Source organism: Paenibacillus sp. sgz302190 (genome assembly GCF_059820445.1).
In genome coordinates this window covers 38423-64648 of the sequence record NZ_JBZYAO010000018.1, presented here as the reverse complement: position 1 = coordinate 64648, position 26226 = coordinate 38423, and the positions used below count along the sequence as shown (strand labels likewise).

Sequence of the window (26226 nt, the reverse complement as noted above, 5' to 3'; positions counted from 1 at the left end):
CCGCAAGGTTTATTCGTTCCACCTTTCCACAATCGTGGCAATGCCCTGGCCCCCGCCGATGCACAGGGCGGCAAGGCCGTACCTGACTTCGCTTCTGCGCTTCATTTCATGCAGCAGGGTAACGAGAATGCGCGCCCCGCTGGCCCCGATCGGATGCCCCAAAGCAATCGCCCCTCCGTTCACATTCAAAATGGCTGGGTCGAATTCGAAATGGCCGGCGAAGGCCAGCGACTGCGCGGCGAACGCTTCGTTCGCTTCGATCAGGCCGATATCCGCCATCGTGAGCCCGCTTTTCTCCAGCGCCCTGCGCGTCGCAGGCACCGGACCGATGCCCATCAGGGCCGGGTCTACGCCTGCCGCCGCATTGGCGCGAATCGCAGCGAGGGGCCTCCGCCCGAGCTCCTTGGCCTTGGCCGCGCTCATGAGCACGAGCGCGGCGGCGCCGTCGTTGATGCCGGACGAGTTGCCGGCGGTCACGCGGCCGTCTTTTTGAAAAGCCGGACGCAGGCGGGCCAGCGCCTCCGGGGTCGTATCCGGGCGCGGATACTCGTCCGTGTCGACCACGGCCGGCCCGGCGCCCTGGCGCTGCGGGATCTCAACGGGCACGATTTCGTCCTTGAACCGGCCGGCACGAACAGCCTCCGCCGCTTTGCGCTGGCTCTCGCACGCGAACCGATCCAGCTGCTCCCGGGTGAGCGCATACCGGTCGCACAAATGTTCCGCCGTGACGCCCATGTGATAATCGCCCGACGCGCACCACAAGCCGTCGCGGATCATGCTGTCGACGGCGCTCTTGTCGCCCATCCGGTAGCCGCCGCGCGCTCCGGGCAGCAAATAAGGCGCCTGGCTCATATTTTCCATGCCGCCGGCGACGGCAATGTCGCTCTCGCCGCATGCGATCGACTGCCAGGCGAGATGTACGGCTTTGAGCCCAGAGCCGCACACTTTGTTAATCGTCGCGGCCGGAATTTCCTGCGGCAGGCCCGCCGCCAAAAGCGCTTGCCTCGCCGGGTTTTGCCCGAGGCCGGCCTGGAGCACGTTGCCCATCAGCACCTCGTCCACTTGGGCCGGCTCGATGGCCGCCTGCTTTAGAGCGGCCTGAATGACGACCGAACCGAGCCGCACGGCGGACACGTCTTTCAATGCGCCGTTAAAATTGGCGATCGGCGTGCGCACCGCGCTTACGATGACAACGTCGCGTGGGTTCATTATTTGTGACCTCCTGCATGATAAATGCGGTTGTGTAAAACGCTTTCTTTTTCCAGTTTACTCCTCTGTCTTTTATAGGTAAAATACATATATCGAATAGTATTTATGCGATAATGCTATAAATGAAGAGGTGCGTTCATTATGGATCTAAGACAGCTGGGCTACTTCCGGGAAATAGCCGATCAAGTCAGCTTCTCAAAAGCAAGCCAAAACCTCCACGTATCGCAGCCGACGTTAAGCAAAATGCTGAAAGCGCTGGAAGACGATCTTGGCGTCGTCCTGCTGGACCGCTCCACGCGGCGGGTTCGGTTAACCGATGCGGGCGAAGTGGCGCACCTTCATGCGCAGCTCATTTTTAAAGCGATCGACGATTTTTCCGCCGCACTGGCGGACGTCGCCCAAATGAAAAAGGGCAAATTCAAACTGGGGCTGCCTCCCGTCGTAGGCTCCAGCTTTTTCCCCAAAATCATCAGCCGGTTTCGAAACGAACATCCGCAAGTCGATATTCAAGTTATCGAAGAAGGCAGCAGGCAGGTCGAACAGTCTTTGCTCGCCGGAAGCATTGATCTGGGCATCGTCGTGCTGCCTGTCGACGCGGAAGTTTTCGAGATCGTGCCGCTGGTCGAGCGGGAGTTGATGCTGATCGTTAATAACGCACATCCGCTTGCTCACAGAAGCGAAGTAGCTCTCGGCGAGCTGTCCGGGGAACCGTTCATTGTGTTCCGTCAAGGCTTCGCCTTGTACGACCGCGTCCGCGAAGCGTGCATTCGCGAGGGCTTCGAGCCGAGCATCGCGTACGAAAGCACGCAGTGGGATTTTATCAGCGAGATGGTCGCCGCCAATCACGGCATTGCCTTTTTGCCGGAGACGGTTTGCCACAAGCTCGATCCTTCGCATATCGCGGTCATCCCGTCTGTCAAGCCCACTATCGAGTGGAACATCGCCATCATTTGGCGGAAAAACAGCTACCTCTCTTACGCCGCCAGAGGCTGGGTGCAGTATGTGCGGGATTTTTTCGCGCAGGAGGAGCGCGGGAAATGCCCCCCAGGCAACAAATGAGACAAAAAGAAGATCCCGGAAGGATCTCCTTTTTTTTGAATCGTTAGTTGATCTTGAACGGAGTTGTCACGGACTTGCCGTTGGGCGCGGTAGCTGTTACGTCGAAGGTTACGTTGCCGCCGGTTGTGGAGATGTTGCCATATTGATCGATGGAAATAGAACCTTGTGCAAGAGCGCTATTGATTGGCTTCACGTTTGAGAAGGAGAACGTTACACCCAGCAAGTAGTTATACTGAAGGGCTGCCTGCTTATTGTACTCTACGTTATAGTTGTCAAAAGTGGACAAGTTCATAGCATCCCATGCGTTGGCAATTACACCGGCTGTAGAAAATGTGAAGGCTTGTACTCCGGTATTCCCATTTTTCAGATAATCAGCTGTCAGTGCATCGCCCTTAACCGTTACTGTAGTGGACAACTGCTTTTGCGTTCCGTCATTGGCCTGGAATGTTACGCTGACTATGGCTGTACCGGCTTTTTTACCGATGACGTATGCTTTTTGATCATTAGTAGCCGGGTTGGTCCAATAAACTGCTTGAGCGACGCTTGGATTGGAAGTAACAACTGCCGTAATTTTCTTCGGAATTGCAACCGCATCGCCGGATGCATGTTTAGCGGATATCGTGATTTCACGAGCAAATTTGCTGTATGGAGCCGCCTTTTGCACCGCATCATCATCAACCGTTATTGTTGTTCCGGCTGAATTTACATAGCTGGTATCCTTGATAACTCCGCTATCCAGTGCATTCCAAAGTGTCGCTATACTGTTAAGCGAATATGTCAGATCCGCGGTACTTGGAACAACGTCTACACTTCTTGTTTGAGTATCTATTACTGTTTCTTTCGTTGCAGTAATGTTGCCTGACGCATCGACAGCAGTAATCAAAGCTTTAACCAATTCTACCTTGAACGTTACAGTGCCGTTAGCACCTGGAAAAGCATAAATACGATAAGTGTCGTTCAGTCTGTCGAAGTCGGTAATCCTATAAGCATAGGTGCCGTTACCCAGATCGAAATACGCCAAACGTTTGTTCAGCAGGCTGCCGAAGTTAGCGGGTGATACGGTAGAAGCCGCACCGCTTCCGGTAACCGGTGTCGTTGGAACGCCCGGATCCGCATTTACTTTGTTATCGGCGGACGGTGTAATCATAAAGTTAGTCGAGTTCGTTCCAGACTGAGTAACACGTGCAAAGTAGTATACATTACCGACAACACCGGCAGTCAGGACATCAGTGGCGGACGTCGGAACACCGGTAATTGGAGTTGCAGTTGTTACCATTGCGCCAGCGTTGTTAAGGATGTAGAAATTATCGCGGCTGGAACCGTTTTGATCGATAGCTTGAACAACGAACGGCGTGTAAGAGTTAGTTCCGGCAACGATTTTCTTAGCCGGCTCAGTAGCGATCTTCAGACGATCAGGAGTGCGGACATCAGCGATGGTATAATTCTTCGTAGATGTGCTGCTGGCACCGGTTGTTGCAATGTATGCCGTGACAGAGATAACGCTCTTCGCAGGAGCGGTCACCATAGGAATGTGAATAGTGCCCTTCTTGTCACCCGTGTTCATGATCTTCGCTTCGTAACCTGCACCGGAAACCGACAAATGAATGCGATCGCGGTTCTTATCGGCGATCAGGTCATCAGTGCTCAGTTGATTGCCGGCTTCATCGTACGCGAGAATCGGAATATAAACATCGCTATCTCCGGAAGCAATTACGCCGTCCAAGTCGCCGATAGCAACTTTGGAAGCGACCGCTGCGGATTTAACGCTGATCTTTGTAGTCGCTGATGAACCCTGATAATAAACTTGCAGGTTGTAATCGCCGGATTTCTCCAGATCGTTCAGCAGGCTAACGCGAACAAAAGGATCGTTCGGATGATCCGTGTTTACATACGTCTTATCCACTTGCAGGTTGCTTTCATAAGGAGTGAAAAGAGTGTTCAGGTTGGCACTGGAATAAGCGTCGCTGTCAGTTCCGATAAGGCCGCCGTATTGATCATAGAGCTTCAAGGCAATCGTAGCCACTTCTCCAAGTTTGTTAATCGCTGTACCGGTCGTATATTTTACATCGCCGAGTTCCAATTTAGTTACAAACGGCGCAACGCCCAGAGTGAAGTTTTTGCTGACCGAAAGGTGCGTATCGTTGAACCATACGTTCACCGGGATGACAGATACGTTTTGCTGTGCATTCGTCAGGCTCTTGGTGTTCATCTTGATTTTCAGTGTCCCATCGTCATTCTTGCTGATAACCGGCTGAACATCGTTATTGTTTCCTGCAATTACAGAGTAGGAACCGGATGTAAAGGAAGCGTTTTCACCATATTGGTTCGTAACTTTAAGCGTGATGGCAGCATGACTGGTGTAAGCAATCGAATCGCTTGTCGTGACGAATTCCAGCTTTTGAACGGTTTCGTCCTGAGCGGTGAAGGTACCGGTTGCTGTCTTGATATCAGCTGCATCCAAACCGGCAAGAGTTACCGTGTACTCGCCTGCCATCAATTTCGTATCGGTCAGAGTCAGCGCAGCCGATTTCTTGTCGTCAGACCATTTGGTTGTTGTTGTTACAGCTGACGAACCATTCTTCAGGGACAGCACAGCTTTTGCAGTATCAACGTCGCGGTCAAAAATAACTTGGACCGTCTTCACGCCGGTAATTTTAACTTCTTTAACGGAAACTGCAGCAGGCTTGTTTTGAGCAGCATAAGCTTCTTGTCCGCCGAATGCGCCTGTTACGAGGTCAGCGCGAGTGGCAGCTTGAGCGCCGTCAACGCCTTCCGGAAGAAGCTTGTCAGCTGCTGCTTGAGCGACTGCGTCTTTGTACCAAGGAGTTCCGGATACGTCAACTTTCTTGCCAAGACCTTTAATGAGCATAGCAGCGAGTTGGCCAAGCGTAACCTTGTCGCCGGGAGCGAAGGCAGTGTCCGTTACACCGTCGATCAGACCTGCTTTTTTAGCGGCTTCGATGTAAGGAATTGCCCAGCCGTTTGCTTTGTCGTCAGCATTAACGTCGGAGAAGCCGGAAGTTTTAACGGAATCGTCAACTTTAACGTTGTAGATCAGCGTCAGCACTTTTGCAGCTTGAGCGCGAGTCATGTTTTGGTCGATGCCGAAGGAATCGGCAGATACGCCCTCAATCACGCCGGCTTTCAGCAGAGCGTCGATTTTTGCTTTCAGACTTGCATCAACGTTAGCCAGATCTTTAAAATCGGCGGATGTTTTGGCGGCTGCAGTCGCAGTAGCGGAAGTGCCGGTTGTTGCCGCTGTGTCAGCCATTGCTGCCGATGCGAACATCAAGAATGCTGAAGCTGCGGAAGCGATCACTTTTAAGCTTTTTTTCATATCTTTTTATCCCCCTATAAAGTATTTCTGTGTAGATACGCTCATTCTAGCGAAATCAATAGCAATTTGTTATGTACGAACTGAACCTAATTATGGTGAAAATGAACGAACAACCCCTAAAGAAATGAGATAAACCTCTACCGAGGTCTTTTCGAAGATGAGCGACCGCGTTCAGAGGTAGGTTTATTCGCCAATAAGAATGCTGTTCTACGCGCTTTAGCGCTGTAAAGAACTTAAACATTCTTATGTGGTAAAAAATACCGCAAGCTAAATTCGCTCACGGTATTTCGTATTATGAACCGAATGTTCTTCGTTTTACTTGATTCCGAAACTCACCCGGAGAAACCTGGTACATCCTTTGGAACAGCCGGTAAAAAGATCTCCATTCCATCCCCACTTCATAGACTACCCGCTCCACGGTCATTTCTTGGTTTCGAAGCATATTCGCCGCCTGTTCCAACTGTATCCTCAAAATATACTGATAGACGGAACAGCCCGATTCCTTTTTAAAAATCCGGTTTAAATGCTGAGGCGTATAACCGGAAAAATTGGAAAGTTCGTCAAGAGTCAGCTTTCGCGCATAATGCATATGAATGTAGTCCATCACTTTCTGTGTCGTCAATACAGGATTGGAGTCCTTTTCTTGAAATCCCGCGGATTGCAATTTGAGCTCCAGCAGCAGCGAATAAATCAACTCGGAGGTTTTGGATGCCACTCCTTCCTCCTCGCCTCCCTGCCACCATAATAACTCAATAAGTTCCATCGCTCGTTTCGAGGAGAGCAATTCCATAGGCTTATGCGTCTGCATGCGAAATTGCGATAAAACGAAAGGATTGCAATCAAACCAAAGGGTCGCTGTCTCCCACACGTCATCCAACGCGCGATATTCATGCCTGATTACGGGCTTGATGATGACCGCCTGCTCGCTATTCAGCACGAATTCTTTTTCGCCGGACACCCGAAACAATCCTCTGCCTTTTTTTCCGATGATCAACTGACAGAAATGTATGCCGTTTGGGTGATGAACCGGAGGCTGGCTGTGGTACCCGACCGAATGGAGCCGGAGCGGAAGAGAATGATGCATGTTACCGCTTGCAGTCGGAAATATTTTAAAAGGTAACATGAAACAACCTCCTCTCAATGTCGGATCAAATTGCCTGCCGTTCCGATTCCGCTAAAGCTACGGCTGTATGGCTCCCCAATCTTTAAACGTCCCCGGCGATCCGCCGGCCACGCAAACCCACCCTATATACCCTCCTGCGGCAGGATTGTAATTGATGACGATATCCCCTGCATTCCACGTTCGACTCCCGTAGTTCGCCGGCGTCGTCTGCGGATTGGTCGCACCGTAAGTGATATAGCGTTCTCCGTAAGAGGGATGGTTCCGGTAAAATCCTTTCGTCGCGGACAAGCCGAACTCTTGATTGGCTTGGACGTGCGAGAGCTTGGCTAAGTTTGCGACGATAGCGTTCTCCATGTATGTGGACCCTGTAGAAATGACGTTGCCGTGGTAAAAGATGCATGAGTTTGTATTGAAACCGGAATCGACCGCACCGACCAGGCAATAGGTACTGAAATTGCTAATCACGTGAACGCCGTTAGGCAGCGATAGTTTGACGGGATAATACGTTGGCGTTTGGCTTTTTTGCGTTGAAGTAGGGGAAAAGCTGTTCGCTTCAATGATCAAACCTAATTGAGGACCGTCATGAACTTCGATATCTCCGCCGGAATTGGCCTCGAAATAGTTCCCGCTTATTTTCGAAGCAATCAAAGTAGAAGTTTGGATAGCGGGGTTGATCGATATGCCTTCGATGACGTTATTCTCGATTCGGATGGTGTTACCGGCAAAACTTTGCCCTGTACTCGGCGCGCCGATCTTAATGCCTCCCCAGCAATTCTCGATGATGTTGTCGGCAATCGTGAAATCGTAGCATTGGAGAATGTCGATGGCAAAGCTGCTGCAGCTCTCGAAGCGATTGTTCTGCAGGCGGCATACCCAGATGGAGGACGCATTCGTGGATCGAATGCCGTTATTGAGATAGATGAAAAAACAGTCTTCTGCGGACCAACGCAAAAATTTCGAGCAGTCGATGGCGGAAGCGCTTCGATTCGGGCTGTAAAACGATAAACTTTCGAACCGGACTCCCTCGATATTGCTCGTACCGCTGGCGGTGACCATGTAAGAAATGCCGCTGGCGACGATCCGGGAGTTCTCCCCTTCCCCCTTCAACGTAAGGAATTTGGCGCCTGTCAAATTGGTGACGAGCTGAAGACCGGAAAGTTGAATGGCTGCCGTGATTTTGTAGTCTCCCGGCGGAAAATAGACGACTCCCCCGCCGGCTGTCACGCACGCATTAACCGCCGTTTGAATGGCTGAAGTGTCGTCCGTGCTGCCATTTCCAACCGCACCGTAATCCTTAACATTCATCCAACCGACCGTCGAAGCATACGCGGGCTGCACTCCCAGCAGCGCGCTGCCCGCCAGCGCGCCCAGTCCTGCCGCCCCTATAGCGGCAAGCACCTTCCTTCTGCTCATCCCTTTGTTGTCCGTTTCTTCAACACTCATCCCAATCCCTCCCTCAATGCATCGAGTAGTGATTAGCGGGGATCGATCATCGGCCGGCCGAATCGCAATCCTTTTTGAATCGATTACGCCAATTAACGTACCATGACATGCCGCCGCAGTATATATAACATTTTTGAAAACATGAGCAAAAATCAAAATAACCGCGCAAAACGTGCGACTATTTTTAACTCATATAGACTTTTTCTAAAATAAGCTTTGTCCACCGCAGAAAAAAAACGTTCTGACTCCGATATCGGCGACCGTTGTCCACCGTTATCTTCGTCAAAACGTTATTTGCCTTCGCGGGCCGCACGGATTTTGATGTCATATTGACTGAATATCTCGTTGCCGTTGTAGTTTTGCATGATTTCCTTGCGGTAGGCCGGCCAATTTTTCCCCGATTTATCCGTAAAAAGCATTCTCACCTGCAGTTCGTTCTGCTTGCCGCGCATCGTTTCGGCGCTTACTCCGAGCGGCGGCGTCAACGTTGTTCCTATGCCTTCGTGTACGGGAATGCCGGCGAGCGTCCGGGAAATCGCTGCGTCCCTTGCCGTCATCCGCGGATCGTTCACCGTAAGGCCCAAAGCCTGAGGAGCATTCGGCGTGAAAAAGTCCCAAATGTTGAGAAAATTGCCTTTCTTGACGATATCGTTCTCGATCGCGGATGGAATCAGTGTAATCGTATTCCCCTGGCGCGTATAATGTTTCCCCTCAAGTCCATAATGAGTGAGCAAAAATCCTTCTTCCCCGCACAGCCAATCCAGAATCTCGGCAAGCCGCTTCAGTTTGTCCGGATTCAGGCCGGCGGCATTATTCGAGAACACGAACGGCGAACCCGGCATGACGGCAGCCTGCAGCGGTTCATGGCCGAACGGATTGAACGGGACCCAGTCCGCATGCGGATCGATGGCTTTGCTGCGGGTTTGGAGACTATTCGGGTTGGAGTCGTAGGCAAAGTCCGTTGTACTCCCCAACACGACGCCGACCTTGCCGCGAACCGCTTTATCGACAGTATCGTTTCGTTTGTTCAAAAACCAGTCCGGCTCCACAACTCCGGCATTTATCACTTTCAAGATGTCGTCCACGACATGGCCGACACGTTCGTCCATCTGCATATCGACGAGTCTTTTCCCGTCGTAGTATGCTGGATACAGCAGCCCGTTCTTGACGTATTCCGGCCAATCCGTAGACAAGCTCACACCGCCGCCGGAGGCGGTGAAGCCGTACGTATCGTTTTTCCCATTGCCGTCCGGATCGTCGAAAGTGAACGCTTGAAGCGTCCGTACGTAGGCATCGTAAGTATCGGGAACCGGCAGTCCGAGACGGTCCAGCCAGTCTTTGCGGATATAGTAAGCCCTGTACGCCTGTTTGTCGTAAGGGACCGGAGCGCGCATGAACTTGTTGTGAAACTGGTACTGGCGCAGCTCTTCTTCCTTCATCCAATATTTGAAATAGTTCGGCATCGTTGTCGGCGATACGAACAGCGTCATGTCCGCAAGGGCGTTGTCCAACGCATAGGACGCGCCTCCGTCCGAACCGAGCCCAAGCCACATATCGGGCGGGTCGTTTGCGGCAAGCAAAGCGGCCAGCCGAGTCTTGTAGTCGTCTTCTGTCATCGCCGTCACTTTTAATTGGACGCGAAACTTCGTTTCGATCGCCTGCCGGACGAAATCGAGCGACGGCACAGGCAGAGAAGCGGAATCCGGTCTGGTTACAAGGATATGCAAAGATAACCGTCCATCCGGATTGGACTGCCGTGAATCGTCGCTACGTCCGGCAAAAGAATCATGTTTCATCAAAAATGCAGCCGTTACTCCGGCCAAAATTACTGTCGACGCAATCGCTCCGATCATTGCCCGCTTCACAATTTCCCCTCCGTCCAATGCCGAATAATCACAGTATCATGTCTATGTTGATACTTATGTTGATATTATGTTAATACGATTTGCCGCGAATTGAAATAGCTTTCCCTGGAAAATTCGCTCTTGCCATTTAGGATCGGATTTCATTATGATGCAGATGAGGAAACCGGAAGGAGGCGCTTATGCGGAAAAATTTGTTTTATCGGATGCTGCTCTCGTATTTGCCTGTTTTTTTCGTCATCAGCTTGTCCCTCTTGTTGATCGCCTATTTGACTATCAGCGAAATGTCAAAAAACTCCGCATTAAAAGCAAACGAAGTGCTGTCCCATCATGTCATGCAATCGATCGACAGCGCGCTTGGCGGTCTTGACGAGTACCTCGTTCAGCAAATTCTTGACAATGAACCCCTGAAAGATTTTTTCAAATCGGCTGCTTCGCAAACCCGCACATATACGGATTATCAGACGGCCGCCGTATTGCGCCAAATGATGGAGAACAATCGGCTGATCGACTCCATCTACTTTTACCGCTCCGAAGATAACATGATTCTTACACCGAACACGTTCGTTAAATTGGACGATTTCGGAGACAAGCAATTTGTCGGCAGTAATGTATCGAGCTTGCTGCCTTTCCGCTGGACCGACGGAAGAGCATTCAGCGAGCTGCTCAATGACCCCTCACCGCGTCAGGTTGTCAGTCTCGTCAAGTTCGCCGACCTTTCCAGCCGCAGCCTGATCGTCGTCAATGTCAGCACGAATCATTTAAGCGGTTTGATCCGCAGCATGACCGATTCCAGGCTCAATTATCTGGAACTGATCGATTCCAAGGGAACCGTCTTCGCCGCCAAGGATTCGGACGGTTTGCAGGAACCGTCAGCCGCTTCAGGCGCCAAAAACCGCAAGGAATGGTCGCATGTACAATCCGACTATACGGGATGGACGATTCGCAGCGGCATCTATGGCGCCAGCATTGCGGAATGGGTCAGCTCGCTGTTCTACCTGTGGGTTGCATTCGGATTTGCGGTTATTGCCTCAGGCATCGTTTGGCTCGTCTATGTGACGAGACGGAATTATATGCCGATTCGGACGATAACGAACCGGATCTTTCAATATTCCGTGCAGAAGCAGCAGGCTCTGCTGCTTGAGCCGAAGGGCGACGAATTCAAATATATCGAGACGGCCATCGAAGAACTGCTCGCTCAATCGGGGCTGCTTGAGGAGCAAAACAAGAAAAACATGCGTTACCGGAAAAGGCATCTGTTCCTGCAGCTTTTGGAAGGTACATTTGCCGGCTTGAAGACGGAATCGGAGCAAGTCGGGATCGATCTCGATTGCCGCCTTTTCTTCATCGCTCTGGTCGAGATCGACGAGTTCAGCGAATTCGGCAAGCAATTCAGCCGCCCCGACCAATATTTGCTCAAGCAGGTCATCCAGATGGCCTATCAAGAAATTGTCGAAGCGGACGGATTATCCGTTTGGTCGGAGTGGATCGGCGAGCGGCGGATGGGGGTGCTTTACCTGCTCCGGTCGCCGGAACAAACCGAGCAAGCCGCGATCGCGACGGTCGAGAAGCTGCGCTCTTGGGTGGAGACGAACATAGCTTTTACCGTTACGATCGGCATCGGAACCGCACAGACGGACATCGCGTATGCCGCCAAATCGTACCAAAGTGCGGCTAAAGCGCTGGCCTACAAATCGTCGCTGGGGACCAACCGTCTGATCATGTCTTCCGATCTCTCCACGAAGCCGCAGGGCGAAACATTCCGGCAGCTGCAGGTCATTCGCTCGCTTTGCCAGGCTTTCCGGTCGGGAGACCCGGCGTGGAAGACGCATTATCACGAATTGGACGAGACGCTGCGCCTGAAGCTGTTTTCCAAAAGCGAGCTGAACAGCTTGCTGCACTATCTTCTCGATCATCTGCATAAAGAAATCGCGGAGCTTCCCGACGAACTGCAGGCTGTATGGAACGATGGCCCGCATCAGCGGCTTAACGACACCCTGCGGCAGCGCGAGACGGCCGAAGCGATGGTTCGCGAGTTTCATGGCATTCTCGAGCAAACGGCGGAACAGATGCGGCTGGTGCGCGCCAACAAGCATAATCATCAGCTCATTTTCGATGTCAAACAGTACATTCTGGATCATTACAGCGATCCCGACTTGTCCCATGCGCATCTGGAAAGCGAGTTCGGCTTATCCCCCAGCTATTTGAGCCGGCTGTTCAAAGAAGAATTCGGCGTCAAATTTATCGACTATGTCACGCAGACCCGGATGGAAAAGTCGATCGTCCTGCTCAAGGAATTCCCGGACAAGACCGTGCAGGAAATTGCGGAACAGGTAGGCTATCTGCACGGGATTACGTTTATCCGGGCGTTCAAGAAATATACGGGCAGCACGCCGGGAAATTTCCGTAAGGGCCCGGTCTGACTAAGAGATTTTAAAAAAAGTCGCAGCTGAAAAAATCATCAGACAAGGCCTGCGGCCGGTATGCACCGACAATACCGGCCCGGGCATTTTTTTATTTGCACCGGCCATTTTAATTTTCGTCTATCCGGTAAAAAAACTTATATATACGGCTTGCATCGGCGGTGCTATCGTTAATGCCGAAAGACCCAAAATCAATTCGGGGGGATGTGTTGGACGCAAGCACAGGATACGGAACGCAGCACGGGGGTTTGGTCATTTGGAGACCGGTTTGTACGTATGAAGTTATGAAGAGGAGGGAAGATGGGGGATGCGGGTAACAAAACGAATTTCGTTATTCATTGTCATCGTGCTGCTGTTTACCTTTATGCCGATTTCCGCTTTTGGGCAGGACCAACAGGATCAGCTAGATCAGCTAGGGCTGCAGGGTCAGCATCCGCTGGAAGTTGTCAGGGGCGGACAAGCGCGTGCCGTCATCCTGATCGCCGCCGATGCGGACGAGGGGACAAAAGCGGCGGCCGATACGCTTGCCGAATATGTCGGCAAATCGACAGGGGCCTCGCTTGCGGTAATGACCGAAGCGGAGCTGCATGCCGGCGGCGGGCCGATGAACGGATATTTGCACATATACGTCGGGACTACAGCCTCCGGGGGCGATTCGCATGTGACGGCGTCATTGGCGGGTCTCGGCAGCGACGGCTTTGTCATCCATCCGCACGGCAACAGCCTGACCATTATCGGGCCGAGCAGCGGGGGGACGAAAAACGGCGTCTATGATTTTCTCGAGCGTTATGTCGGCGTGAGATGGCTCATGCCCGGACCGGACGGCGAAGATGTGCCGCAGCGGACCGATCTTGCGGTGCCGAGAACCGATATACGGGAAGAACCGGCCTTCCTTTCGCGGACGTTCAGCCCGCTGTCCTTGTCCTACGCGAAACCGGAAGAGCGGACATGGTCGGAACGCAACCGGCTGCAAACCCGCATCAATTTTCACCACAATCTTTACAACCTGTTCCCGTCCGAGACTTACGGAAGCTCGCATCCCGAGTTTTATCCGCTGCGGAACGGCCAAAGGTATATTCCGGCCAAGGGCGTTTCGACCGGTTGGCAGCCCTGCTTTACGGAGCCGGGCACGGTGCAGGCGGCGGTGTACACTATTGTCGAGTACTTCCGGAACAATCCGAACGAGACGTCGTACTCGCTCGGGGTAAACGACGGAGGCGGTTTCTGCGAAGCGGAACCGAACCACCCCGCTAACCCGCACCGGAACAATTCGCTCGGCATTCCGGATATGTCCGATATTTATTACGGGTGGGTCAATCAGGTTGTCGAGCAAGTTCTGGCGGTATATCCCGACAAGTGGTTCGGCGTACTCGCCTATCAGGAAGTGAACGATCCTCCGTCCTTCCCGCTCAATCCGCGGGTTGTCCCGTTCCTTACCAAAGACCGGATGGCCTGGGCCGACAGCGCGGTCAGCCAGAAGGGCAAGCAAACGCATGAACAGTGGAATACCAAGGCGGCCAGCATCGGCTGGTACGATTATATATACGGAACGCCTTATTTGGTGCCGCGAAATTATCCCCACCTGATGGCTGACAATTACCGCTATGCTAAGGAACACGGGACGGTTGCCCAGTACGCGGAGCTGTATACCAATTGGGGCGAAGGACCGAAGCCCTGGGTTAGCGCCCGTCTGCAGTGGAACCCGTATCAGGATGTGGATGCGCTTCTGAACGAATGGTACGTGAGAGCCGTCGGACCTGCGGCCGCCTCCGATTTGGCTGCCTATTATGCGATCTGGGAAAAGTTTTGGACAGTGGACGTACTCGGCACTCCCTGGTTTCAAAGCCGTAAAGGAACGACATTTCTTTGGTTCAATTCCCCGCTGTATTTGAATGCGGTGACGGATAATATGATTGCCCAAAGCCGTCAACTGCTGGAATCCGTGCTGGCCAAAGCGGTGACGGACCCGCAGAAAGCGAGAGCTCGCATGCTGCTGCGCGCATTCGAATACTATGAGGCTTCCGCGCTCAGCTATCCGAAACAAACCGAGCCGCCGAAGAGCGAAACGGAAGCGCTGCAAATGCTGGATCGGGTCGAAGCAACGATGGAGGAAAACATCCGGCTGGCGAACAAACGTCTTGAATTGGTTAAAGAATTCAAGACCGACCTGCTGCTTTACCACCCGATCGATCCGACCGTATACAAGCTCGTCTGGAGCGGTTGGAACGAGAATCCGTTCTGGCAGTTAGCCGATTACATGAAAACGCAGGAACCTGCGGGAGGACCGGTTCGGCAACGGGTGGCAGCGCTGGCCAATCTTCCGGAGCCCTCCGCCCTGCGCGATTACGCCCGGCTGCTAAGCTCCTTGGAAACAGCGCCTTCACTGGTTGCAAATTCATCGTTCGAGCAAGGGACCGACACAGCCTCGAACTGGACGCCGTCGATCGTCAAATACGGCAAGTTCGAGCGTAAGGAAGGGTTCGCGTATTCGGGCAACGCCAGCATATACGTGCACAACTTCTATTACGGAGGGCTGAGCCAGACCGTTCCCGCCCAACCGGGGCCGATGGCCGCGCGCTTGCGCTACTATGTAACCCCGGAGACGCAATCGGTCGGTACGATTTTTCTGTCCTTCCATCTGCTGGGCGCAGACGGCAGCGTGCTTTCGTCGCTGCAAAGCCCGCAGGCGCCGTTTTCCGGATCGCTCGGCAAGTGGTCGGAAATCAGACTGCTTAACAATATACCGGCAGCGGTTAACGGCAACGCCGTCCGGAATGTGAAAATCGAAGTCACCGTCAACGGATTTCAGGAAGGCGGCGAATTGTATCTCGACGACTTCGAGGCGAAGCAAGTCGTTTCGGGAGTGCCGCAGTTGAACGACAACGCATCGTTCGAGTCCGGAACGACAGATGCTCCCCCTTGGAAGTCTTGGGTAGCGTCGACGGGAACGATCAAGCGCGTCCAAGGCGTTTCCCGAACGGGAACGGCAAGCCTGCTCTTGAGCAATATGGCACGGGGCGGCCCCGTGCAAAATGTGGCTGTCGATCAGGCCGGCACCGTCACTTCCCGGGTTTACTATTACACGCCGCCGGGAACCGCGACGACCGGGACGATCCAGTTGTCCTTCAATATGCTGGATGCGAACAACAAAAACATTGCGACCCTGAAATCCGTTGCGAAGCCGATCGCCGCCACCTCGGGAACATGGGCGGACATCGAATTCACCGGACAAATACCGAATAATGCCGTTACGGTACAAATGGTAGCCATCGTCGACGGCTTTACGACAGGCGGCATTTATCTTGACGATTATACGCTAGCTTACAAAACTCCATAACATAAACAGGGGGATTTGCCGTGAACAAAAACAGACTTTACAAAACGCTTTCCGTCGGTCTTACGATTGCGATGCTCTCCATCTCCGCGCTGGCGTGCAGCAGTAAGGAAGCCGGGAATACCGGCGACGGCAAATCGTCGGCTTCGCCGGCCGCAGGCACGCAGAGCGGTGACGTTTACCCGGAAAACGGACTGCCGAAGGATCAGAAGGTTACGCTGAAATTCGGCTTTTTCGAAGGCGGCATGGGCAGGGAATATATCGATTACGCTATGGATACGTTCAAGAAAAGATTTCCGAACGTCAGCTTCGAAGTCGTCTATTCGCCGAAAATCGGCGAAGTCGTCAACACGAAAATATCCGCGGGCAATGACGCAGACATGTTCGACATGTTCAACGGCAACCTTCCCGGCGGCGGCGACGCGCTCATCCCTCTCGTAGCCGCAGGCAAGCTCGAACCGCAGGACGATTTGTGGAATCATAAGCTGTATGACATGAGCGGGAAAACGGTAAAGGAAATGGCGCTCGACGGAGTACCCGAATCGGCGGCCTACCGGTTTTCGGGGAAATTGTATGCACTTCCCTCAGCCGGCAGCGGCTCCGGATTGTTTTTCAACAAAACGCTGTTCGAGAAGAACGGTTGGAATCAAAATCCGAAGACGTGGAGCGAATTCGCCAAGCTGCTTGGGGATATCAAGGCCAAGGGCATGATTCCGATCACGTATCCTGGCAAATACCCGGGCTACATCGAAAATGCGTTCGGTCCCGTTAAAATGTTCGAACTGGCCGAACTGAACGGCAGCAAGTACCAGGACGACTACACCAACTTCAAGCTGCCGCAGCATACGGCCCCCGAAAGCTTGGAGCTTTGGAACCGTATTTACGAGCTCGGCAAGAAAGGGTATTTTCCGGAGGGCGTGGCGGCTTTGACCCATACGCAATCGCAAATGCAAATGATCCAGGGGCAAGCCGCGATGGTTTCGACCGGCGTTTATGTGGAGAATGAAATGAAGGATTCCATCCCGAAAGATTTCGTATGGGGCTTCATGTCCGTGCCGATGAGCGATAAGCCCGACAGTACGATGTGGATTCGCTCCGCAGCCGCAAACGGCCATTTCATTTGGGCGGCCAAGCCGGATTTGAACAAAAAATGGGCCAAAGAGTTCAACGTCTGGATGTGGAATTTGGACGTTCAGGCATTCATCGCCGAAAAAGGCGGCCAGCTCCCTGTGCGCAAAGATTTCTCGGATGACGCTGCGCGCGCGGCCAAGCTGCAGAAAGCCCCGAAGGCGATGCTCGAATTCATGAAGATCAACAAAACGAAGATGTCGGGCAGCACCCGTAACAGCACCCTGTCCGACCCGAGTTACCAGCAATCCATGAAGCTGATTCTGGATAACACGACCGAGATTACGTCCGGTAAAAAAGATCCGAAGCCGGTGCTCGAGGAAGCGGAAAAACTGATGCAAAAAGCGATCGAAGCGCAAAAGAAATAAAACCGCAAGGGGGGGCGCTAAGCCAGTGCGAAGCCCTCTCCCTTGTTCCTTTTTTTGAAAATTCAGACCGTTTTGAAAGGAGCTGCCGCATTGAACGATACAACATCGACCGTTAGCGCGTCCGCGTATACCGGTAAAGCGAAAAAGCGGCTGCAAAAAGCCGGCTCTCAGAAGCTTATTTTTCTTCTGCTCGCTATTGCGCCGGCCTACGGCGGGTACTTGCTGTTCACGCTGTATCCCAACCTGTTGTCGATCTACTACTCCCTGCTGAACTGGAACGGCATTTCCGAGCCGAAATTTGTCGGACTCGACAATTACGTCGCCTTGTTCCAGGACAAAAACGTATGGAACGCTCTGCTTCATAATTTGTTTTATATGGCCGTCATTCCGGTTTCCGTCATCCTGATTTCGCTCTTGCTGGCCTATCTGCTGGTGAACAAAGGATTCAAAGGAACCTCGTTCTTCAAAGTGCTTTTCTTCTTCCCGAACGTGCTGCCGACGGTCGTCATCGCCCTTCTCTGGGCTTTCATTTACGACGGATCGTTCGGGCTGCTGAACGGTTTGCTGCGGCTGATCGGCGTTCCGATCGGAAATTACTACTGGCTCGGGGAGACGCGAACAGCGCTCGCGGCGATCGTTCCGCCATATGTATGGGGCGGCGTCGGCCTGTACGTCATCATCTTCATAAACGCCATGACGACGATCCCGAAGTCGCTCTACGAATCGGCCCTGCTGGACGGAGCCGGCCATATGACAAGGCTGTTCCGGATTACGATGCCGCTGATCATGCCGATCGTTCGCGTCAGCGCATTATTTCTCGTTCTGGGGTCACTGAAGGGATTCGAAAAGCAGCTGATTTTGACAAACGGCGGTCCGGCCGGATCGACGAACGTGATCGGGCTTTACATTTTCAATCTTGCGTTCGGGGATGAGTCCCACAATTACGGGTATGCCTCGGCCGTCGGCATGTTTCTGTTTGTCATTCTCGTGATAGCGAAGCTGCTGATGGACAAATATTTACCCGAACGGACTGTTGAATATTGAGTCGTGACGGACGCTGCCGGGGGCATGTTTGGAAAGGATGAGGGATTGTGAACGAAAAACGCACGGCCGTCGATTTGCTATGGTGGATTTTGCTGATCGTCTGGTCAATGACCATATTGTTTCCACTGCTTTGGATTTTTTATGAATCGCTTAAAACGAACCAGGAATTTTTCATGGACGTCTGGAAGCTGCCAGAGGTTATGAAATGGGTCAATTACAAACAAGCATGGGTGAAATTCGGAATCGGCGAAGCGATGCTCAACACATTGTATTATGTCGGCGTGAGTCTTATCGTCGGCACGCTGCTGACAACTGTCAACGCCTATGCGCTGACGAGAATCGAATTCAAAGGCAGAACGTTTATTTGGGGAACGATCATGATTTCGTTGTTCCTGCCTGGAATTAACGCGCTGATCCCGCAGTATGTGCTGATGCGCGACTTGCATCTGACGAACAGCCTGACAGGGCTTATTATCCTCGAAAGCTTGGGCGAAAACGTCTTTTTCCTGATGCTGCTGGCCGGCTTCATGAAGTCGCTGCCGAAGGAGCTTGAGGAAAGCGCGTTTATGGACGGCGCATCGCTCTTTCAAGTATTCGGACGCATTATGGTGCCTCTGGCCGTACCGGGTATCGTGACGGTGGCGATTTTCAAATTTTTAGGCTTGTATAACAGCTTTCTCACGCCGTTCATCTATTTGAGCGATCAAAAAAAATATACGATCGGCGTCAATATGTACCACGCCAATCAGATGATGCAGTACTCGTCGGATTGGGTGACCATGTTTGCCGGGGTCACGATCGCCCTGGTTCCTTCCGTCATCATGTTCGTGTTCTTTCAGCGGTGGATCATGGAGGGCGCGACGCTCGGCGCAGTAAAAGGATAGGGGGACCCGAAAGTGGATGTAATCACGCATTACTATGATGACAACATCGTTCTGAGAAGAGCCGTCGATATTGCGCGCCCGGCGGCAGTTAACCGCCGCACGGCCCTCTTCTATATCCACGGCGGCGGTTGGCGCGCCGGCGCAAGGGATGCTTTCCATTTGCATCTGCAGCATTTCACCCGCAAAGGATACGTTTGCGCATCGGCAGGCTATCGGCTTTCGCCGGAGTTCAAGCTTCCCGAGCAAATGCGCGACATCATCGCCGGCTATGAGGAATTTGTCGCCTATGTCCGCGAACAATGGCCGGCCGTCGACATGTTCGCCGTACTCGGAAGCTCGGCAGGCGCGCATCTCGCCTCTCTGCTGGCGCTTACTTCCCCGAGCGAGTGGACAGGAGCTGCCGAGCCCAAGGACTGGCGGAAGCCGGCCGCCTGCGTATCGATCAATGGACCAGGCAAGCTGGAGCCGTGGGAGCCGATGCACGAGGGGATCCAAAAAGATATTGAAGACGTGATCGGCGCGTCCTATGGGGAGGAAGCCGACCTGTTCCGGCAGGCGTCCCCCATCGCCCGGGTCGATGACAACGCGTCGGATTTCCTGTTCCTGATCGCGGGCAAGGAACAGTTCTTCCCTCATCCGTTCATTTACGAGATGAGCGAAAAGCTGAAGATGTACGGCAAACGGTCCGAAGTGACGCTCTTTCCCGCAGCGGAACACGGCTTTTTCTACGGCGTGGAAGGTCCGCTCCAGCGAGAAGCGCTCGCCGTGCTGGAACCGTTTCTCGCATCTTATGAATAAACATTAGTCCGTAATTTGGAGGAAACTCACCATGAGAATAGGTGTCATCGGATACGGCTCGCGAATGCGCGCTGTGGTCAAAGAAATCGAAAAAGCCGAATCCGGCTGCCAGGTGGCCGGCATCGTCGAGATTCGCAAGGATATCCCGCGAACGGATCGGAACGGAAACGACATCCCGCTCTTCGACACGCCCGAGGAAATGATCCGGTCCGTCCGCCCGGACGGCATCCTGATCGGCACTCGCTGCTCGCTGCATACGGAAATGGCGCTGAAAGTGTTCCCCAGCGGCATTCCCCTTTTTCTGGAGAAGCCGGTGGCGACGACGATGAACGATTTGCTCCGGCTGAAGCATGGCTATGAGACGAATGATCGGCCTCCGGTCCTCGTTTCGTTCCCGCTTCGCGTCACTTCCATCGTGCAGTTGGTGAAGGAAATCATCGATTCCGGGAAAATCGGTACGATCGAGCATGTTCAAGCCGTCAATAACGTACCGTACGGCGGCGTTTATTTTCACAGCTGGTACCGTGACGAGCGCGAAACAGGCGGACTTTTTCTGCAAAAAGCGACCCACGATTTCGATTATTTGACCTACGTCATCGGCCAGAGGCCGGTCAGCGTCTGCGCGATGACATCGAAGCAAGTCTTCAAAGGCTCGAAACCGGCCGGCCTGAAATGCGCAGATTGCGAAGAGAACCGGACGTGTCCGGAGAGCACCGTCTCATTGCCCTATGCGGAGGCCTGGCCGTATTGCTGCTTCGCCGAAGATACGGGCAATGAAGATTCCGGAAGCGCGCTAATCCGTTATGAGAGCGGAATGCACGCGTCGTATTCGCAAAATTTCTTTGTGCGGCGCAAAGCCGGCACCCGCGGCGCGCGGTTCCTTGGCTACAAAGGAACGCTGGAATTCGACTTTATGACCGGACGGGTGCAAGTCTTCATGCATCATACCGACCGTGTGGAAACGTATCAGCTCGAAGCCGGAGAAGGCCATTTCGGCGGCGATACCGCGCTTGCGCAAAGCTTTATCGGCCTGATGCGCGGCTCATCCGCGTCGCTGACGCCATTGGAAGGCGGGCTATCAAGCGCGCTTCTGTGCTTGAAGGCGCAGGAGTCGGCACAAACCGGTACATTCCGGACGGTGGAATGGGGATAAGGAACCTTGGCAGCCGCAGGTTTCAATTAAATGATGAGGTGACGAGAAACCTTGGAAATCAAAACTGGCCCAATTCAAACATTTGAAGCGGATAAGCTGAAAGTACATGTTTACGAAAATCGCGAAAGACTGGGAATGTCGGCCTCATTAGACGTCGCCGAAAAAATGAAGCATTTGCTGCTTGAGAAGAAGCGGATTCGGATGGTATTCGCCGCCGCTCCGTCGCAGAACGAATTTTTGCAATTTTTGACTGCCGATAAGGATATCGATTGGTCCAGGGTAACCGCATTTCATATGGATGAGTATATTGGTCTTTCCAGCGATTCGCCGCAACGATTCAGCAAATTTTTACAAGAACGTTTGTTCGATATCGTCAAGCCCGGAGAGCTTCATCTGATCGACAGCAGCAATTCGATCGCACAAGAGTGCGTCCGATATGAACAATTGCTGATTCAAGCTCCCATTGACATTGTATGTTTGGGCATTGGGGAAAACGGGCATATCGCCTTTAACGACCCGCCGGTAGCCGATTTTTCCGATAAAGCCTGGGTCAAACCGGTCGAGTTGGATGAAGCTTGCCGGCAGCAGCAGGTTAATGACGGTTGTTTTCCTGATTTTGCCTCAGTTCCGACACATGCTTTAACGTTGACCATTCCGGCTTTGATGTCCGGAAGTCATCTGTTCTGTATGGTCCCGGGGCCGACAAAGCGGGAAGCCGTGAAAAAGACTTTATCCGGCCCGATCACTACTGCGTGCCCTGCCTCCGTGCTGCGAACGCACGCTGATTGTACCTTGTATGTGGACTCGGACTCTTACGGGGAGCTTGACGAATGAAAGATCGTTCCGTTGTGGAAGGCTTGCACTTTCAAACCGGCGAAGCGATTCGGATATGGATGAGCGACGGGCTGATTGAAAACATAGAGTCGATAACGCAAAAACCTGGAGAAAGCCCTTCTATGCTTCCATGGGTCGGTCCCGGATTCGTCGATCTGCAAATCAACGGATTTGCTGGAATCGATTTTAATAGTCCTCCGATCAAGGATGAAGATGTTCGTCACATCACCGAAAAATTATGGGGACAAGGCGTCACAACTTATTTTCCGACTGTGATTACCCATGGCGACGAGTACATAGCGGATAGTGTTCGCGCCATTTCAAAGGCATGTATGACCGATCCTCTGACAGCCGGAAGCATTGCAGGCATTCATCTGGAAGGTCCTTTCATATCTCCGCTTGACGGTCCCAGGGGCGCGCATAAGAAACAATTTGTTAAACCTCCCGACTGGGAGGCTTTCCAAAAGTGGCAGGAGGCGGCAAACGGCTCCATCCAAATCGTGACCTTGTCGCCCGAGTATGATGAGGCGCCGGATTTTATCCAAAAGTGCGTCCGGTCCGGTGTCGTTGCTTCGATCGGACATACTGCCGCAAATTCCGAACAAATCGAGCGAGCGGTTCAAGCAGGAGCAACTATGTCGACTCACCTCGGAAACGGATCGCATCCCCTTCTGCCCAGGCATCCGAACTATATATGGGATCAATTGGCGGAAGACCGGCTGTCGCCGTGCGTTATTGCCGACGGATTCCATCTCCCGCCCTCTGTTTTGAAGGTTTTTATGAAGGCTAAGAGCGAGCAGCTCATACTGGTAAGCGATGCCGTCTATTTAAGCGGAATGGAACCGGGTGAGTACACAACGCACATCGGAGGACGCGTGGTGTTGACGGAGACCGGAAGGCTGCATCTTGCGGATAACCCCGATTTGTTGGCAGGTTCCGTCAAGATGCTCCGGTCAGGCATCGAACAATTGGTGAAATCGGGGATTTGCTCCTTGCCAATAGGCTGGGAAATGGCTTCCGTTCGACCAGCGGCATGTATGAAGCTTCCTTCGCACCAAGGATTGTCGATCGGCGCTCCCGGGGATTTGATCACATGTACCTGGGCTCAGAACAAGTTGGACATATGCCGTGTATATAAAAGCGGCCGTTTAGTTGGAAAGGAGAACCATGCATGAAGAAGACAGTGTTTGGCATTATGGGCTGCGAACACGCTCATATCGAGATTTTCATCAAGGAAATGCTTGCATTGGGCCATGAATGCGCCGGTATTTACGAGCCTAACAATATCGGACTTGCGTCTGAGATTTCGCACAAATATCAAGTTCCTCTATTGCGCGACCACGAAAGACTGCTGGCGGAGGATGTCGACCTTATCGGCAGTTCTGCCATAAATAACGAAAAAATCGATATCATTGAGCGATGCGAGCAGCAAAGAAAGCACATTATGGTTGATAAACCCGCAGTGACGGACAGAAGGGGCTTTGAACGCTTGAAGGCGGTCATGGAAAGAGGAAACATTCAAGTAGGCATGCTGCTGACGGAACGATTCCACCCTGCGATCTATACCTTGAAGAAGCTGATCGATCAAGGGGAACTCGGACAGCTGGTATCCATAGGCATGCGTAAACCGCACTTATTGCGTCAGGAACGGCGGCCGCAGTGGTTTTTCTCCAAGGAGCAGTGCGGAGGAATTGTCATCGATCTTCTCATCCATGATTTTGATTTGCTCCGCTGGCTGACCGGCAGAGAGATCGGACATTCGGAAGGCTTCGTCGGTAAGCATATTTTGCCGGAGTATCCGGAATTCTATGATTCCGCCTCTTTGCAAGTGATCATGGAAGGTGGCATTACCGCCCAATTATATGCCGATTGGCATACGCCGGGCCGAAGCTGGACTTGGGGCGACGGACGAATTTTCGTGGCCGGTACGAATGGTTGCGCCGAATTGCGGCTGTCAGGGGATCCGTTCGCAAACGGCAACCAAGATCGTCCGCTGCTGTTTCACGCCACACATACCGAAGCGCCGGTTCAAGCGGAGCTCGAAGAGCCTCCGACAACCATTACGGAAGATTTTTTGCAGCGTATTGAAGGCAGCCCCTCGATTCTGACAAGCGAAGACATTTTAACTGCCGTAAAAGCAACCCTTGATGCGGACGAACAGGTGCGGTTCATCTTGTCCTTGGAAAGGCGATGAATATGAGCGAAATTATTCGATTCGGCATTATCGGAACCGGGACGATCTCCGCTTTTCATGCAAAAGCGATACAGGAAAACCCAAGAGCAGAGTTGTTCGCTGTATGCGGCAACAAGAAGGAAACAGCTTCCGGTTTAGCAGCGGAGTACGGCGTGAAGCATATATTTTCCAATTTGAGCGACATGCTCAAATTGCCTGGTCTTGATGCGGTTTGTATTTGCTTGCCAAGCGGACTCCATGAATGGGCTGCAGTAGAGGCGGCAAAAGCGGGAAAACATGTTTTTTGCGAAAAACCGTTGGATATTACCTTGGATAAAATTGACCGGATTATCGATGCGGTTGATAAACATAGAGTGAAGCTTGGCTGTGCATATCAGCGCAGGACGATGCCCGAGGCCATTGCCGCCCGCAAAGCGGTGCAGGAAAACAAACTGGGTCGCATGGTGCTGGGCGATGCCTATCTGAAATATTACCGCAGTCCCGAATATTATCGAAGTGCGGGATGGCGGGGCACTTGGGCGTTAGACGGCGGAGGCGCTTTGATGAACCAAGGCGTGCACGGGATCGATTTGATCCAATGGATCATGGGCGATATTACTTCCGTCTTTGCTTATTCGGCGGCGCTGGTGCGGGAAATTGAGGTGGAGGACACCGCAGTAGCCGTAGTCAAGTATAAAAGCGGGGCATACGGTGTCATTCAAGGAGCGACTTCCGTTTATCCCGCACAAGCAACAAGATTTGAAATTCACGGTGAAAATGGCTCGATCATTTGGGGAGATAAAGGCATTCAAACCTGGGAGTTTATGCATGGAGATGCGGAAAAACCCACAGGCTCCAAAGAAATGGCGCCGGGAGCCGATCCTAAACAAATTTCGCACGAAGGCCATTCCATCCTGATCGAGGATTTGATTGATTCCATCCTACTTGACAGAGAACCTATGATAAACGGACATGAAGCCCGCAAATCGGTAAAAGTGGTTACCGCCATATACGAATCTTCCAAAACCGGAAAAGAAGTTCTGCTATGAATGAAAAGCCGTCACGGAAAATTAATTTCCATGACGGCTTTTGTGCGCTTACTTATTTGGATGGAAATTTCAGTCCCCGATAATATGCTGCGAACGCCGCACCATCATATCCGGTGTAATCCGGCGAAACATCCTGCAGCTCAACTGCCCGTCCGCCTTGCTCTTTGGACAGTTTGCCGGCCAAAGCTGCTAACTCGGTTTCAACCAGCGTCTCGATTTCTACAGGAGCCGGCGCTTCTCCGCTAAAGTACGGTAAAACCGTCTCGAGCAGCGTCCGGTAAAGCTGACTGTTATCCACCTTCATAAACTCCACATCGGTTTGTGTAATTACTGTTGCATAAAAAGGATGGTATTTGGCCGTTGCACCCACGTTAACGATCCCCCGACGCCCATCCGACCAATACAATTCGTATTGATCTTGACCGGAATTCCCCAAGTGCCGCACGCTTTTGATCCCCGGACCCAAGAGCCCGTGAAGCATGGAAAAAGCATGAATGCCATAATTGTATTCGTCATTGGCACAGCCGGCGAGCGCATAGATGAATTGCTCCCGAGGTATGGATTTGTTTACCCATTCCCGTACTTCGAGCGCGTACCGCAAAGCAGAACCGCCCGTGATGACCGCCCCCTCCCTTATCCACTGCTGAAGTTGACGAAGATCGCGAACATTTCCGGCGAGCGGTTTATCGATAAAGACGGCTTTCCCCTCCTTTACGAACGGAAGCGCTCTTTCAACATGAACGTCCCAATCGCAGCTGTGAATAAATGCCAGATCGATTTGTCCGGCCATCTCTTCCAAAGACTCGTATACCCGATCAATCCCGTGATCAAGGGCAAACTTTTCCGCATAGCCAGGAGGATTAATCGAGCCTTTGTCACATACACCTACTACTTGATGGCCTAACGAGCGAATGATAGGTACAAAACTGCCGGGATGAGAGGTATCCAGATCAACCAATCCGATGCGCAACGATTTCATATTCAGTCTCCGTTTCATTCATGTGA

General features: G+C 52.5%; 18 protein-coding genes. 12 read left to right on the top strand and 6 right to left on the bottom strand.

Translation table 11 applies throughout. The features are described from left to right. Positions 1-9: 9 nt before the first annotated feature. Positions 10-1209, bottom strand: a complete 1200-nt coding sequence (locus tag AC6RNO_RS20165; RefSeq protein ID WP_497106535.1) for an acetyl-CoA C-acyltransferase — start codon at positions 1207-1209, stop codon at positions 10-12. Between the two features lie 141 nt (positions 1210-1350). Here AC6RNO_RS20165 and AC6RNO_RS20160 point away from each other — a divergent pair, with 141 nt between their 5' ends. Continuing rightward, positions 1351-2268 carry a LysR substrate-binding domain-containing protein gene (locus tag AC6RNO_RS20160; RefSeq protein ID WP_497106534.1) on the top strand — a complete coding sequence of 306 codons (918 nt, stop codon included), beginning with the start codon at positions 1351-1353 and terminating at the stop codon, positions 2266-2268. 43 nt (positions 2269-2311) lie between these two features. On the opposite strand, the gene AC6RNO_RS20155 is transcribed toward AC6RNO_RS20160, so the two are convergent. From AC6RNO_RS20155 to AC6RNO_RS20140, 4 genes are all read right to left on the bottom strand, one after another. Further along, a complete protein-coding gene (locus AC6RNO_RS20155; protein ID WP_497106533.1) occupies positions 2312-5605 on the bottom strand; it encodes an S-layer homology domain-containing protein in 3294 nt (1097 codons plus the stop codon). A gap of 292 nt (positions 5606-5897) precedes the next feature. Next, the gene (locus AC6RNO_RS20150; protein ID WP_497106532.1) at positions 5898-6728 is read right to left on the bottom strand and encodes a helix-turn-helix domain-containing protein; all 831 of its coding nucleotides are present in this window, start codon (positions 6726-6728) and stop codon (positions 5898-5900) included. Between the two features lie 57 nt (positions 6729-6785). Beyond that, positions 6786-8171 (bottom strand): glycosyl hydrolase family 28-related protein, encoded by a 1386-nt coding sequence (locus AC6RNO_RS20145; protein ID WP_497106531.1) that lies wholly within the window; start codon positions 8169-8171, stop codon positions 6786-6788. 290 nt (positions 8172-8461) lie between these two features. Next, positions 8462-10036, bottom strand: a complete 1575-nt coding sequence (locus AC6RNO_RS20140; RefSeq protein ID WP_497106530.1) for an extracellular solute-binding protein — start codon at positions 10034-10036, stop codon at positions 8462-8464. A 179-nt stretch (positions 10037-10215) separates the two neighbouring features. Between AC6RNO_RS20140 and AC6RNO_RS20135 the strand changes: the two genes are divergently transcribed. The 11 genes from AC6RNO_RS20135 to AC6RNO_RS20085 all read left to right on the top strand — a co-directional run bounded on the left by AC6RNO_RS20135 (position 10216) and on the right by AC6RNO_RS20085 (position 25221). Then, the gene (locus AC6RNO_RS20135; protein WP_497106529.1) at positions 10216-12456 is read left to right on the top strand and encodes a helix-turn-helix domain-containing protein; all 2241 of its coding nucleotides are present in this window, start codon (positions 10216-10218) and stop codon (positions 12454-12456) included. Between the two features lie 307 nt (positions 12457-12763). Next, positions 12764-15793 carry a DUF4838 domain-containing protein gene (locus AC6RNO_RS20130; protein WP_497106528.1) on the top strand — a complete coding sequence of 1010 codons (3030 nt, stop codon included), beginning with the start codon at positions 12764-12766 and terminating at the stop codon, positions 15791-15793. Between the two features lie 20 nt (positions 15794-15813). After that, on the top strand, positions 15814-17286 hold the full coding sequence (locus AC6RNO_RS20125; protein WP_497106527.1) for a type 2 periplasmic-binding domain-containing protein: 1473 nt from the start codon (positions 15814-15816) through the stop codon (positions 17284-17286). A gap of 90 nt (positions 17287-17376) precedes the next feature. Beyond that, positions 17377-18330: a carbohydrate ABC transporter permease gene (locus AC6RNO_RS20120; protein ID WP_474679571.1), complete on the top strand. Its 954-nt coding sequence runs from the start codon at positions 17377-17379 to the stop codon at positions 18328-18330. A 47-nt stretch (positions 18331-18377) separates the two neighbouring features. Then, positions 18378-19214 (top strand): carbohydrate ABC transporter permease, encoded by an 837-nt coding sequence (locus tag AC6RNO_RS20115; protein WP_474679572.1) that lies wholly within the window; start codon positions 18378-18380, stop codon positions 19212-19214. Between the two features lie 12 nt (positions 19215-19226). After that, a complete protein-coding gene (locus AC6RNO_RS20110; protein ID WP_488434910.1) occupies positions 19227-20012 on the top strand; it encodes an alpha/beta hydrolase in 786 nt (261 codons plus the stop codon). Positions 20013-20043: 31 nt separating this feature from the next. Beyond that, positions 20044-21165: a Gfo/Idh/MocA family protein gene (locus tag AC6RNO_RS20105; RefSeq protein WP_488434911.1), complete on the top strand. Its 1122-nt coding sequence runs from the start codon at positions 20044-20046 to the stop codon at positions 21163-21165. A gap of 57 nt (positions 21166-21222) precedes the next feature. Next, a complete protein-coding gene (locus AC6RNO_RS20100; protein ID WP_497106575.1) occupies positions 21223-21999 on the top strand; it encodes a 6-phosphogluconolactonase in 777 nt (258 codons plus the stop codon). Beyond that, entirely contained in the window at positions 21996-23174 is a 1179-nt protein-coding gene (locus AC6RNO_RS20095; RefSeq protein ID WP_497106526.1) for an amidohydrolase family protein, read from the top strand. The genes AC6RNO_RS20100 and AC6RNO_RS20095 overlap by 4 nt, the downstream gene beginning before the upstream one ends. After that, a complete protein-coding gene (locus tag AC6RNO_RS20090) occupies positions 23171-24193 on the top strand; it encodes a Gfo/Idh/MocA family protein (RefSeq protein ID WP_497106525.1) in 1023 nt (340 codons plus the stop codon). Before AC6RNO_RS20095 ends, AC6RNO_RS20090 begins: the two co-directional genes overlap by 4 nt. A 2-nt stretch (positions 24194-24195) precedes the next feature. Continuing rightward, the gene (locus tag AC6RNO_RS20085) at positions 24196-25221 is read left to right on the top strand and encodes a Gfo/Idh/MocA family protein (protein WP_497106524.1); all 1026 of its coding nucleotides are present in this window, start codon (positions 24196-24198) and stop codon (positions 25219-25221) included. A 52-nt stretch (positions 25222-25273) separates the two neighbouring features. On the opposite strand, the gene AC6RNO_RS20080 is transcribed toward AC6RNO_RS20085, so the two are convergent. Continuing rightward, on the bottom strand, positions 25274-26200 hold the full coding sequence (locus tag AC6RNO_RS20080; RefSeq protein WP_497106523.1) for a Gfo/Idh/MocA family oxidoreductase: 927 nt from the start codon (positions 26198-26200) through the stop codon (positions 25274-25276). Positions 26201-26226 lie beyond the last annotated feature (26 nt).

Coding starts and splice junctions, on each gene's coding strand:
- AC6RNO_RS20165 (WP_497106535.1), bottom strand. CDS start 1,209: ATGAACCCACGCGACGTTGTCATCGTAAGCGCGGTGCGCACGCCGATC.
- AC6RNO_RS20160 (WP_497106534.1), top strand. CDS start 1,351: ATGGATCTAAGACAGCTGGGCTACTTCCGGGAAATAGCCGATCAAGTC.
- AC6RNO_RS20155 (WP_497106533.1), bottom strand. CDS start 5,605: ATGAAAAAAAGCTTAAAAGTGATCGCTTCCGCAGCTTCAGCATTCTTG.
- AC6RNO_RS20150 (WP_497106532.1), bottom strand. CDS start 6,728: ATGTTACCTTTTAAAATATTTCCGACTGCAAGCGGTAACATGCATCAT.
- AC6RNO_RS20145 (WP_497106531.1), bottom strand. CDS start 8,171: ATGAGTGTTGAAGAAACGGACAACAAAGGGATGAGCAGAAGGAAGGTG.
- AC6RNO_RS20135 (WP_497106529.1), top strand. CDS start 10,216: ATGCGGAAAAATTTGTTTTATCGGATGCTGCTCTCGTATTTGCCTGTT.
- AC6RNO_RS20130 (WP_497106528.1), top strand. CDS start 12,764: ATGCGGGTAACAAAACGAATTTCGTTATTCATTGTCATCGTGCTGCTG.
- AC6RNO_RS20105 (WP_488434911.1), top strand. CDS start 20,044: ATGAGAATAGGTGTCATCGGATACGGCTCGCGAATGCGCGCTGTGGTC.
- AC6RNO_RS20095 (WP_497106526.1), top strand. CDS start 21,996: ATGAAAGATCGTTCCGTTGTGGAAGGCTTGCACTTTCAAACCGGCGAA.
- AC6RNO_RS20090 (WP_497106525.1), top strand. CDS start 23,171: ATGAAGAAGACAGTGTTTGGCATTATGGGCTGCGAACACGCTCATATC.
- AC6RNO_RS20085 (WP_497106524.1), top strand. CDS start 24,196: ATGAGCGAAATTATTCGATTCGGCATTATCGGAACCGGGACGATCTCC.
- AC6RNO_RS20080 (WP_497106523.1), bottom strand. CDS start 26,200: ATGAAATCGTTGCGCATCGGATTGGTTGATCTGGATACCTCTCATCCC.